The sequence below is a fragment of the Bacillota bacterium genome (assembly GCA_040754315.1).
In the GTDB taxonomy this organism is placed as follows: Bacteria; Bacillota; Sulfobacillia; order DUSP01; family JBFMCS01; genus JBFMCS01.
Genome location: JBFMCS010000023.1, coordinates 33,094 through 45,170, shown reverse-complemented (window position 1 = coordinate 45,170; position 12,077 = coordinate 33,094). Strand labels below are relative to the sequence as shown.

The window sequence follows — 12,077 nt, the reverse complement described above, 5'->3', positions numbered from 1 at the left end:
GCGGGGTCAGGGCTTCCCCCGGGCCTTCTCCCGCTGTTCCCGGCACCTGCGGCAGTAGCCGTAGAGCTTCAGGTGGTGGTCTGTTACGGTAAAACCGTTCTTGGCCTCCACCATCTCCTCAAGCCGCTGCAGCAAATCCGCATTGACCTCGCTTATGGTCCCGCACTCGATACACACCAGGTGATGGTGTTGATGCTCCTCCTGCCGGGCCAATTCGTAGCGTGCCCTGCCGTCACCAAAGTCGAGGCGGTGGGCAATGGCAGCGTCCACCAGCAGTTCCAGAGTCCTGTACACCGTGGCCAGCCCAAGCCCGGGGCTACCCTTCTTCACCAGATCGTGGATCTCCTCGGCGCTGAGGTGCTTTCCAGCGTTCACCTGGAGCACCCCCAGGATGGCCCGCCGCTGGGGCGTAAGTCTCAAGACCATGGCCTCGAACTCTTTGACTGGCTGTTCCATGATTGATCCGCCCTCTTTCGCAAAAAACTCAGGAAAACCTCCCGGGCCTAGAAGGAGTCCTGCTCAAGTTCCCTTCGCAGGAGGGGCTCAAGACCCCGGGCAATCCTGGCCGTGGCCAGTCCAAAGCCCTCCTGGTGCAGGCTGGTGATGAACTCCCCGTGAGTCCTCCCCCGCCGGTACTTGGGTTCTCGCGGCGGGTGTAGGAGCAACTCTGAGACAAGGCCAAGGTCCGGTGAGACCAGCAGCGAAGCACCGTACAAGGCCTCTCGCTGGCTAAGGTAGAGGCAGGAACCTAGGATCTTCCTATCCCCCAGGGCGATGTCCCCGTCCCTTAGGGCCAGGCCAGTTACGCCCAGGCCCTCCAGCCCCGACAATAGAAGGCGCGTCATGTGCCTTGCCCAGTCCAGAGGCCAGGCGGGCGGGGCTCCCTTCCTGGTGTAGCCCAGCACCAGCACCCCTGGGCCCACCACCACGCTGCAGCCACCCCCACGCCTCCGGCTCACCGGTACACCGCGCTCCAGGGTCCCGGGGACCACCTCATCCTGGAGGGAACTGCACCTTCCCAGAACCACCTCGACCTCCGTGGGTTCGTACAAGACGATCTCCCCCCTGGGAGTCCGGCTCAGGGAGTGGATGATGCCGCAGGGTGAGAACTCGCTGATCTGCTGGTCCTTCTTTAGTGCCACCTGATCACCACCTGCCATGAACAGTGCCGCGGCCTCAGGGCTTGCCAGGGCTCCCCGATGTTTTCGTGTGCCACCCCTAGTTATCCTGCCACAACCCCTGCCAAGACTTTCGCCGCCAGGCTACTCTCCCCGGGTACCGGACAAGCACGAAAAGCCCGGGGATAAGTAATATGGTGTGAGAAAACAAGAGGCCAGGGGGTGCTTACATGAGGGGAACAGGTTCCGTAAAGCGAGTCTTCCCGGGAGGCAACACGTCCCAGGGTTTCTACTCTTTCTATGACTACATCATCACACCCGACGCCACCCGGATCTTCATCCTCAAGGGCGGGCCGGGTGTGGGAAAGTCTACCCTGATCCGGCGAATAGGCGAAGCCATGGTGCAGAGGGGCTATGACATCGAGTTCCATCACTGCTCCTCGGACAACAAGTCACTGGACGGGGTCGTGATACCGGACATAGGTGTGGCGCTCATCGACGGCACAGCCCCTCACATAGTAGACCCCAAGAACCCCGGCTGTGTGGGGGAGATACTCCACCTGGGGGACTTCTGGGACGAGGACGGCATCAGGGCCCACAAGAAGGAGATCCTGGACCTGAGCTTTGAGGTCTCTAGCCTCTTCCAGCGGGCCTATCGTTTCCTGAAGGCAGCCAAGTCGGTATACGATGATTGGGAGGCATGCAACCTGGAGGCCATGCTCTTCGGGCGGGCCAACCGCAAGACTGCCCTGATCATCGATGAACTGCTGGGCTCCCGGCCCGTGGCGCTCCAGGTGGGCAGGGACCGGCACCTCTTTGCCAGCGCCATAACCCCAGGCGGGCTTGTGAACTACCTGGAGACGATAGTCGGCCCCTGCCCCAAGAGATACGTTATCGATGGGCGCCCTGGCACTGGCAAGTCCACCCTCCTCAGGAAGGTGGCTGGGGCCGCCATGGAGAGAGGCCTTGACGTGGAGATGTATCACTGCCCCCTTAACCCTGAGCGAGTTGAGCACGTTGTCATACCCAGGCTAGGGGTGGCGCTTACCAAGTCGATAGAGCCCCACGTATATGAGGGGAAACCCGGAGATGAGCGGCATGACATGAATGAGTGTCTCAACCTGCGGATCCTTGAGAAGTACCAGGGCATAGTCCAGGAGAACGCCGAGGTCTTCGAAGACCTCTTCCAGCGGGCCATCCGCTTCATAGGGGCGGCCAAGGCCATGCACGACCTGATGGAGACATACTACGTACCCCACATGGACTTCAACGGCATCCACAACCTGGGGGAGAACATCCTGAAGAGGGTTCTAAGATACGCCGGGGAACACTCCGTGAAGATCGGGTGACAATCGGGTAGGAGGGGGCGGCTAACCCCCGTCCCCCCACCACCCGGCATGTGGGTCCGCAGCGGGCGGTTCAGCGCTGTTTCGACGTTCAACTCGTCACGAAACGTACTGTTCCGCAGTCCACAGAGTCACTTAGCGTCGCCGTGGTTCGAGTACTCCCAAGCGCTCTTTCAAACCCGACTGGAGCACGTGGGAAAAGTTGATGCGTTTCTCTTCCGCCAGGTCATTGAGCCATTTGGGCAGGGTAAGAGTCTTGTTCACGGATTTGTTAGCCATTCGCTCCCTGATAAGTGGCATTATTGCCTGGACAAGTGTAACGAAACCTCCCTCGGGCGCCGTGACCTTTTCGGGTGGGGTGGGCGCAGGGATCGCGTCACCATCCTCTTCCATTCCATACAGATGCAACTGTAGCGCTTCCTGGGCCATGCTCAGGGCATTTTCAAGGCTGTCGCCTTCCGTGATACACCCGGGAAGGTCTGGAAACGTGACCGTATAACCGTATTCAGGCCCTCGCTCGTCTGGATTGAAAACGGCAGGATAAATATACTTATCAACCATTGTGCAAGACCTCCTTCCAGTAGGCCCTCGCTAAAGGAGCCCCGCTTGTTTCAAAATGCTTCTTACGGTCTTAGTTTTCAGGTTTCTCTTCGGATGGGGAACTGTCACTTTGCGAGCCTTCGTTGGGTGTTTGAACTGCTTATGTGACCCGTCCTGACGATTTCCACCCACCCATCGTCCCGCAGAATCCGGATGCTCTCTCTTGACGACGAGGTCTTCATCGACAGTTCTCCCTCCCGTCGCCTACAGGATAACACGTGCTATCCCACATGGCAACGGGTAATTACACGTGTCGTGCCTGTGAGAGGGGTAACCCTGAGCATTGCCAGTGCGTCTAGTACTGGATCAAGGGCACGACACTGCCTTATCAGATCAGATGATAGGACGGGTAGGAAATGGGTTGATGCGTAAAGACTGGAAAGCAAGGGGAGGCACACCCTGACTTGCCTCAGGGCCTTAGATGCTAGACCAATCCGCACCTTACCACGATACTTGAACAACCGGAAGGCCAGGAACCTGCGTCGTACAGGCAGGTCTACCGCGCCCTTTTCCCGGCTAAACCTCAACTTAAGCTTCTGCTCCAGGAAAGCGGTCACGCTCTCAATGACCCGGTCCCCGGCTTCTTGGGTGCGGACGCAGACGTTACCATCATCTGTGTGCCGGACAGGGCGGTGCCCACGCTTCCCAGCCTATCCAAGCGGCCCCGCCTCCTATGAGGTTCGTGTCCTTCGGTCGTGACTTTGCCTCCGGATTCCTTTAGATCCCGCATTGCCAAGGACACCCTTGCTCTCGGCTAGGGGTTGCCGCCACCCACTCCCACAGGAGACTTTCACTCCCAAGCTAATGCCCATGCCGGGCGGACAGCAGCGAGGGGCGCCTTCCGGGCTCTCCTCGACTTTGATGCCGCAGTGGTCTGGCGAGCCATTCCCTGATCAGCAAAGAGAGCAGGTCCCGGATAACCGGGGATGGCCCGATTGCCCGCAGCCTCGTCTCCGTGTAGCACTACCCGAGAAGGGAATGCAGGCGCCCCTACCTCATCCGCTCTATTCTTTCATCATAGTGCCTGACCTTCTCATATTCCGACTCCCAGAAATCGGGGCTTCGCATGGAATCCAGGTATCCCTTGGCATAACCGAACGGGAGCCAATCCTTCTCTTTCTGGGCATAGAGCGCCTCCTTGGCCTGTGAGCTCCGGAAATCGAAGATATGGTCCTCGGTGGCCTTCAGGAAGATATCCCGCGCCCATCGCTCCAGCACGAACTCCTCGACCTCAAGGTACCTGTTCTCCAGGTCCTCTACAACGGAGTGGTACCTGTCCATACCGTCCGTGGCTACCGTCACCAAGTTTTCTCCTGCACCCAGACGCAAATACTTGGCCATCTTGATAGCGCCAATGATGTTACACATACCAGACACACCAAATAGTCCCTTCATCCCTCTCGCGACGGCTTCTTTCACACCCATGCCAACCAGGATCCGGTGGCCCTCCTCAATAATCTTCAAGGCCTTCACGCAATCGTCATCATGGATGAGCGCCACGAAGTCGGTGGTGAGCACGTTGTGGATCAGAGTGCACATCTTGTCACCAATGCCTTCGATACGATGCTGCCCCCTACCGCCTGTGGACAGGGTTGCACACTCGTAGGGCTCGAGGGCGACCACCCTGCATTCAGGGAACGCATCCTTCAGGCAATCCCCCGCTGCAAGGGTCCCCGCAGAACCCGGGGCCGATATGAAGCAGGCGACCCGCCCGTTTCCGATACCCTTCACAGCCTCAACCGCGGAGTTTCCAGTGACGTGACGGTGAAAGCGGTAGTTTGCCATCAACTCGAACTGCGCCAGCGAGCGGTTTTTTGGGTCCTTTTTTAACTCGAAGGTTCTCTGCAGGGTGAGAATGACGTCAGATTCTGTTCCAGGCGTCAGATCTAGCCTGGCGCCGTACCTCTGGATCCGGTCGTATCTTTCCTTGCTCATGTTGTCAGGCATAATGACGACCGCCTCAAATCCCATCAGGGAACATATGTAAGCTACACCAATGCCAAAATTGCCCGTGGAGGGCCCAAGAATGGTATGGACCCCGGGCACGATATCGCCATCCACACACCCTTCCATCAAGGTGGCGTAGGCCGGTCCCACCTTATGCGAGCCGGAGGGAAAGCCATTGCCCAGCAAGACCACAATGTTAGCGTCAACACCGGTAAATTCCTGGGGCAGTACGACCTTTCTCACCGCATTGTGCGCATCTTTCCAGGTGATGTTGAACAGGTTGATGGGATCCATTTCATCTTCCTGCAACGCCACAAGGGCTTTTCTCCTCACCGCTTGATCAATGGTTTCCGCGTTGAGCATTTCGTCGTAGGTCGGACCAAACGGCACTCTACCCTCTCTCAACACAACTCCTCCAATCTCCCTTAAGATCCTCTGGCAGCGTTCGGTCAAGTTCCGACATCGTGGGCTCAATCGATATTGGAGAAGGTGCGGCACTCATGGCATTATCGGGGTCTTTGAGCCCGTTACCCGTAATCATGACCAGTACCGAGCTGCGCATGTCAAGATGGCCAAGCGAGGTCATCTTAAAGACCCCTGCCAACCCGGCGGCTCCAGCCGGCTCTGCAAACACCCCTGTGGAACAGGCCAGGATGCAAGCCGCCCTGTAGATATCCTCGTCAGATACGCTTACCATGATTCCACCTGAACCCCTTACGGCCCTCAAGGCCTTGACGGGGTTTCTGGGGACCCCTACTGCAATGCTGTCTGCCATGGTATTCTCCTCCTCGGGAGATACCTCCAGTCCCTTCTCAAAGGCCTTCGTGATGGGACAGCAACCCTCTGCCTGGATACCCAGAATTCGAGGAACCCTGTTGATGAGGCCCACCCTATACAAGTCGAAGAAGCCCTTGTATACCCCGTACACGGTGCAGCCGTCACCAACAGAGACAGCCACCCAATCCGGAACCTCCCAATCCATCTGTTCACAGCACTCCATGCTGACTGTCTTCTTACCTTCCACCAGGTAGGGATTGACGGCCGCATTCCTGTTGTACCATCCCCATCTGGACAGGGCCTGGGCCGAGAGCCTGTATGTTTCTTCATAGGACCCCTTGACCTTGACCACCGTGGCGCCGTACATCAGCATCTGTGCGAGCTTGCCCCGGGGGGTCCGTTCAGGCACGAAGATCACGCTTCGCATCCCTCCGCGGGCAGCATTGCCTGCCAGTGAAGACGCGGCGTTCCCCGTTGAAGCGCAGGCAACGGTTTGTGCGCCCGATTGACTTGCCATCACCACAGCCAGAGCGGAGGCGCGGTCCTTCAAGGAACCTGTCGGGTTTTGCCCGTCATCCTTGACGAATAACCGGCCCACCCCGGTCTTTGCCTCGAGGGCCTCTGAGCGGTATAGCGGCGTCCAGCCAACTGCCAGGGTTTCCGGTTTCTCCTTCTCCTCAACAGGCAGAAACGCCGAGTACCTCCACATGCTGAAGTCCCTTTTGGAGGCGAAATCTCCCTTGCTTACCGTCCTGACCAGGAGGTCGTAGTCGTAGACAACCTCCAGGATGCCCCTTTCCCCGCACTGGGGACAAGTGATACCTCCACTCACAGGCTCGCAAGTGCTTCCGCATAGCGTACACTCTAGGTGTTTGACGTGTTTCAATGGATGCATCTCCTCGTTGCGCAGGGTCGGGTCTACTACTCCCTTGAAGAGCCACTATCACCACGATTGCCAACGGGCCCAAGAGCATAACCTGCCATTGCGGGCAAGACCGCAGACATCAGGACCCATGCGGATTGGGTCTTGAGTCAAGGATACGATCCTGTGGTTTACCTGGGGCTGCTTCAAGTACCATCTCTTCAGCCCAACGGCGGTTATGCTGTCTTGTAAGCCGGCTGGACAGCGATAGACTCAATCACGCTAGCACACAACTTTATTTTACCGTTGCTCGACTATCGTGTGTTAAGAATTCTGTGCTTCAAACTCCCGCTTCTTTCTGCACGCTAGCATTGCAATAAACTCATGGACAACGCATCCAGCCATATATGCAGTAATCTGTGTGGGGTCAAACGCTGGGATAACTTCCACTACATCGCACGCCACATAATTGATGCCTTTGGTCTGGCGCAGGAGATACAGAGATTCATAGCTAGTGAAACCACCAACTTCAATGGTACCAGTGCCGGGGGCATAGGCAGGATCCACAAAGTCAATGTCAAAGGTCAAAAACGCCTTCTTGTTGCCAACACGCCCATTAATAATCTGACCCACCCTATCCAGACCAAGCTTATGAACCTGTTCCGCTGTGATAACTTGAAATCCTAGGTCCTCAGAAGTCTTGATTGCAGACATGTCGAATAACCCGCGGGTTCCGATCTGGATAGAGTGAGTAGTGTCGATCAATCCTTCGTCAACTGCGATTTTGAATGGTGTGCCGTGAGTAAGGGTATCACCGTTTTCAATATCGTATGTATCAAGATGGGCATCAAACTGAACCAGCGCAACTGGGCCATGTTCCTTTGCAACAGCCCGTAACTCCGGTAACGTGATGGAATGATCGCCGCCCAGGCAGATGGAAATGGCGCCACCGTCTAAGATAGGTTTAATTCCTTCTTCAATAGCCTCATGGGCTCTTGCCAGGTTACAGGGGCTGACATTGATGTCTCCGAAATCCACGCCAGATACGTACTGGAAAATATTAATATCCAGGTTAACGCTGGCAGCTCGAAGCATCATTGACATTTCACGAATTGCTGCAGGCGCAAATCGTGAGCCTGTGCGGAAGGTAGAACCGGTGTCCGCAGGTGCGCCAATAATCGCAAAGTCTGCATCTTCAGTGGTCTGAAGCTGGGGAAGACGCATGAATGACCGTACACCGCAAAATCGAGAAACAACAGAAGAATCAATGGGATGATGTTTCTTATAATCAGTCATTGCCAAACACCCTCCCTCCTATTGTTAACCCTCTTTTTCTATGACTACGTCCGTAATCCCCTGCACACTTCAGGAACACTCGCGTGGTGGCGGGTCGAGGCCACGCGCGAAGGCGTCGGGAACGCTACCAGCGTAAATTCCCGGAAACCGAGGAAACCCAGGGTGAGCCGTGGAACGCGACATGAACACCAGGCTGGATGCACGGCACAGCGTTCCTCTAAGCGTCTCGCGACCTGCCAGGGCAAACATCCGTATTGCCTCGCCACCAGCACACTGTTACCGTCTCCCCCATTTGAATCTTCTAAGCCTGGCTGCTTCACGGGCCCGAGGGCACCGGGTGACGGAGCAAAGCGAATGGGGAGGCGTGCGTCTCGCAGGGTGCGCCGCTTCCCTCACCCCTCCACCCACCACTACTCTTCTTCCCGTTCTTTCTTGCCAAACATCTTCTTGAGGATCCGGATCTTGATGGGCGCAACAATGATGGCCAGCACTACGATGAGGACCCATCCCCACCAGGGCACGTCGCTCACCCCCTATCCCAGCCGGAAGACCCGGCGCATTCCAGGCACCAGGAGACCCAGGAGCACCAAGCTCCCCAGGATGGTGAGGAGATTGGATACGACAGCAGACTGCTGGTGAACCAGGAGTCTCTGGAAGGAAACGAAGCACCAGTAGCTGGGAAACGGGAACATCAGCCACTGGAGCCTTGCGGGAAGGAATATGGCCCCCGCCGGCCCTAGGGAAGCCACGAAGCCCAGCACCTTAAGGGTGGCAACGGCCGTAAGCTGGTTAGAGCTGATAAGGCCGATCACCATGCCGAAGAGGAGCGCAAGCCCCAGCGAGGAAAGGACCGCACCCAGGAGAGAAGGGGTGAGAACCCCAGGCCCAGCGATTATGGCCGCTGTGACTAGCGAGAGCACCAAGGCCAAGAGCCCTCCCAGGAGCGCCTTGGCTATGAGGTATTCCCAGGTGGCCAGGGGACTCACCGCCAGCGCCCGCATGGTCCGGGCCTCCCGGTCATCCACCACGCTCAGGCCGGTGGCCATTCCCCCCACCACGATGGCGAAGAAGATGAACCCGGCTGTCCCGTACTCCCTGAGGAGTGACGTCGCAGTGTTGAGGTTGACCCTTTCCACGCTCACCAGGGGTTGGCCCTGGGCGAGGCGGTCCAGGATGATCCCGGGCAGTCCCTTCACGTAGGATACCTCATTGCCCTCCAGGAGGACCCGGTAGCCCTCCCCGTCGTAGTGTATCCCTGCCACATCATCGAATTCCAGTACCCGCTGCCTCAGGCGGTCCAGGCCGGGATACCGCTGGACCCTCCCGTACTCCTCCAACCCCTCTACAACCCCAGCAGGCACCGATGCGTCAACGGCGAAGGTCACCTCCATTTCCTCGAAGGAGGGAAGGAGGATCCGGAAGGCCGCGGCCAGGAGGATCGGGGCTATGACAGCATAGATTATAATGTTCTCCGCCCTGGTGTAGGCCAGGTCTTTCCTAAGCAGGTAGAGTATCCTCCTTAGCATCAGTGACCCTCCTTCATGAGCCTTTTCTCCACGGCCCAGCCGCACAGGAGCAGGACCACCAGGACCTCCAGGAGCAGGGTGGCCACCAGGGACAGGTAGAACCCGCTCTTGGCCGTGGGGAAGGCGATCTCCCTGATCCCAAACATAAGCGGGTACGAGGGGATCACCTCAAAACCCGGCAGCCTGAAGGAGGGGAACAGGTAGGCCCCCACCGGGAGCGCCAGGACCAGGCTGCTGACCACCAGCGGGTAGATGAAGTCGGAGATGCTGTTGAAGAAGACGCTTGTGGCCAGTCCTGCCATGGTCACCAGGGCGCTGGTCAGGACAACCAGGGCAAGCACAGGGATGATGGCTAAGCCAATGCCCAGAGTGCCTGAGTAGATCAGCAAACCGTAGAAGCTGGACAGGGCCACGTTGACTATGGTCTTCGAGAGGATGTAGGCCCAAGTGCCCGAGGGACTGACCCGGTAGGCCTTGACGCTGCCCTCGGCCTTCTCCTGGAGCACCATGACTGAGGCGAATATGAAGCCCAGGAATACCACCTCAGTCACGAGAAGCACCGGGACAAGGCTCTTGTTGAAGGGGGGCTTTAAAACCTCCGCCCTTAGGAGGACCGCCTGGTGGACGCTGGGGCGGCCCAGGCCGGCCGCCTCGTTCCACAGGCTCTCCACGGCGGCATCCAGCGCCCTCACTGACTTCTCAGGCTCGTAGCCCTGCAGGTACACCACAGCCCCAGGGGCATCCCGGGTCCCGGTGAACACCAGGCCCAGTGCCCTGCTGTCCCCCTCGAGAACCTCCAGGAGTCGCTCTTCTGAGGGAAGGATCGCGTCCCCCCTTCCCAACCCCTCAAGGTATGCCGCTATTACCCGGCCCTCCGTCTTGTCCACCACGTATTCCCCGGCGGTGGTCTGGACCTTCTCAGGAATCACCCAGTTCACGATGGCGATGAAGATGGCGGCCATTCCCACCGCCACCCACAGGAAGCCGTTGCGGTACGCCACCGACATATCCTGGCGGATAAGGGAACCCAGCCCCTTGAAGCCCCCCATCAGGAGAGCCCCCTTCCGGTGAGGCGGATGAAGATCTGCTCCAGGCTAGCCTCCTGGGAGTGCATGGTCTCAACGCCCCCGGAGTCAACCAGTTTTCCCAACCTGGCCCTGTCTTCGTCCTTGTCCAGGAAGAGGGTCTCGGCCTTGACCTTGTCATCCACCTGGTACTCCACCTTGACAGCCTTCTGGCCGTGGGCCAGTTTCAGGTTCCTTGGGGAGTCCTGGGCAACGATCCTCCCCTCGTTCAAGAAGGCAACGGTGTCCGCCAGCTCCTCTGCCACGAACATGTTGTGGGTGGTGAGGAACACCGTGGCCCCCCTGTCCTTCTGACCCATGATTATCTCCTTGATGTTCCTGGCGGTGCCCGGGTCCATCCCACTGGTGGGCTCGTCAAGGAAGAGGAAGTCAGGCCGGTTCATGATGGCCCTGGCGAACACAAGGCGCTGCTTCATCCCCTTGGAGTACTGCCCGGCCCGCTTGTTACCGGCGCCCTCCAGGCCCACCATCTCCAGGGCTCGTTCCGGCTCCAGGGAGGGGCCGGAGAACAGGCCCCGGTAGTACCGGAGGTTCTCCAGGCCTGTGAGCCTCTCGTAGAGATTGGGGTGCTCGAAGGAGACCCCCACCCTATTGAAGAAGGCCTTGCCCAGGTCCTCCACCCGCTTGCCCTCGTAAAGAACCGCACCCCCCTGAACCGGCAGGAGTCTCGTCATTATATTCTGCACGGTACTCTTCCCTGCCCCGTTTGGCCCCAGAAAGCCGAAGATCCGTCCCCTTTCTATCTCGAAATCCACGGAATCCACCGCCGGGACCTTGGAGCCAGGATAGGTAAAGGTCAGCCTCTGGACCCTTATCACTTCAAACCCTCCCTCCGGGTGCCGGGATACTGCCTGCCCGGCGGTAACAGGCCCTCCTTCAGAAGACTCATGAAGCCCTCCACCATCTGCGGCAGGTTCATCTTCATTATCCTATCCCTGTTCCTTTTGAGACGAAGGTCCTCCAGCTCGAGCCCGGCCTTCTTCAGCAGGAAGTTCCCGAACTCCATTGTGAGGACGTGGAAGAAGAATGCGATCATGTCCACCGGCAAGTCGGTTCTTACTTGGCCAGCCTTCTGAGCCTCCTGGATGAGCTGGCCTGTGTAGTCTCCGGCCATATTCCTGAGATCACCATAGAGCTCGTCCCTGAACGGGCCGCTCAACGTCTGGGTCAGCAGTCTCACCTGGAGGGGGCAGGCTATCTGGAACTCCACACCGGCCAGCATCATCCGGGCGTAGCTCCCGTAGAAGTCGGACCAGTCCAGGTTGGCCCTGCTAGCCAGGAAATCCATCTTCGCCTGGGCTGCCTGCTTGGCCAGGTAGAAGTAGAGGTCCTTCTTGTCGGCGAAGTACTGGTAGATGCTGCCCTTTGCTATCCTGGCCTCCCTCGCCACCCTGGAGACAGACGCCCTGCTGTAGGGGTGATGGGCAAATTCCCTCAGGGCTATGTCCTCGATCCTCTTCCTCTTCTTCTCTGGGAGATTGAAGAAGGTCTGCGCCGGCACGGGAGATCCTCCCAACGTT

General features: G+C 58.3%; 11 protein-coding genes and 1 pseudogene. 1 reads left to right on the top strand and 11 read right to left on the bottom strand.

Going from position 1 to position 12,077, the window contains the following annotated elements; all coding sequences use genetic code 11:
* Positions 1-6: 6 nt before the first annotated feature.
* Together AB1576_04725 and AB1576_04720 are read right to left on the bottom strand one after the other, a co-directional pair.
* Positions 7-456, bottom strand: a complete 450-nt coding sequence (locus AB1576_04725) for a transcriptional repressor (protein ID MEW6081075.1) — start codon at positions 454-456, stop codon at positions 7-9.
* Positions 457-503: 47 nt separating this feature from the next.
* A complete protein-coding gene (locus tag AB1576_04720; GenBank protein ID MEW6081074.1) occupies positions 504-1,142 on the bottom strand; it encodes a hypothetical protein in 639 nt (212 codons plus the stop codon).
* A 206-nt stretch (positions 1,143-1,348) separates the two neighbouring features.
* Here AB1576_04720 and AB1576_04715 point away from each other — a divergent pair, with 206 nt between their 5' ends.
* Positions 1,349-2,467 carry a PRK06851 family protein gene (locus tag AB1576_04715; protein ID MEW6081073.1) on the top strand — a complete coding sequence of 373 codons (1,119 nt, stop codon included), beginning with the start codon at positions 1,349-1,351 and terminating at the stop codon, positions 2,465-2,467.
* 132 nt (positions 2,468-2,599) lie between these two features.
* On the opposite strand, the gene AB1576_04710 is transcribed toward AB1576_04715, so the two are convergent.
* The 9 genes and pseudogenes from AB1576_04710 to AB1576_04670 all read right to left on the bottom strand — a co-directional run bounded on the left by AB1576_04710 (position 2,600) and on the right by AB1576_04670 (position 12,058).
* Positions 2,600-3,025 (bottom strand): type II toxin-antitoxin system HicB family antitoxin, encoded by a 426-nt coding sequence (locus AB1576_04710; protein ID MEW6081072.1) that lies wholly within the window; start codon positions 3,023-3,025, stop codon positions 2,600-2,602.
* 30 nt (positions 3,026-3,055) lie between these two features.
* Positions 3,056-3,246, bottom strand: a pseudogene (locus AB1576_04705) (type II toxin-antitoxin system HicA family toxin).
* Positions 3,247-4,054: 808 nt separating this feature from the next.
* Positions 4,055-5,416 carry a pyridoxal-phosphate dependent enzyme gene (locus AB1576_04700; GenBank protein MEW6081071.1) on the bottom strand — a complete coding sequence of 454 codons (1,362 nt, stop codon included), beginning with the start codon at positions 5,414-5,416 and terminating at the stop codon, positions 4,055-4,057.
* Positions 5,403-6,674 (bottom strand): threonine synthase, encoded by a 1,272-nt coding sequence (locus AB1576_04695; protein ID MEW6081070.1) that lies wholly within the window; start codon positions 6,672-6,674, stop codon positions 5,403-5,405. The genes AB1576_04700 and AB1576_04695 overlap by 14 nt, the downstream gene beginning before the upstream one ends.
* A 300-nt stretch (positions 6,675-6,974) precedes the next feature.
* Positions 6,975-7,946, bottom strand: coding sequence for an agmatinase (gene speB / locus AB1576_04690; protein MEW6081069.1), 972 nt, complete (start codon positions 7,944-7,946; stop codon positions 6,975-6,977).
* A 533-nt stretch (positions 7,947-8,479) separates the two neighbouring features.
* The gene (locus AB1576_04685; GenBank protein MEW6081068.1) at positions 8,480-9,472 is read right to left on the bottom strand and encodes an ABC transporter permease; all 993 of its coding nucleotides are present in this window, start codon (positions 9,470-9,472) and stop codon (positions 8,480-8,482) included.
* On the bottom strand, positions 9,472-10,521 hold the full coding sequence (locus tag AB1576_04680; protein ID MEW6081067.1) for a hypothetical protein: 1,050 nt from the start codon (positions 10,519-10,521) through the stop codon (positions 9,472-9,474). The genes AB1576_04685 and AB1576_04680 overlap by 1 nt, the downstream gene beginning before the upstream one ends.
* A complete protein-coding gene (locus tag AB1576_04675; protein MEW6081066.1) occupies positions 10,521-11,375 on the bottom strand; it encodes an ABC transporter ATP-binding protein in 855 nt (284 codons plus the stop codon). The genes AB1576_04680 and AB1576_04675 overlap by 1 nt, the downstream gene beginning before the upstream one ends.
* On the bottom strand, positions 11,372-12,058 hold the full coding sequence (locus tag AB1576_04670) for a TetR/AcrR family transcriptional regulator (protein MEW6081065.1): 687 nt from the start codon (positions 12,056-12,058) through the stop codon (positions 11,372-11,374). The genes AB1576_04675 and AB1576_04670 overlap by 4 nt, the downstream gene beginning before the upstream one ends.
* Positions 12,059-12,077 lie beyond the last annotated feature (19 nt).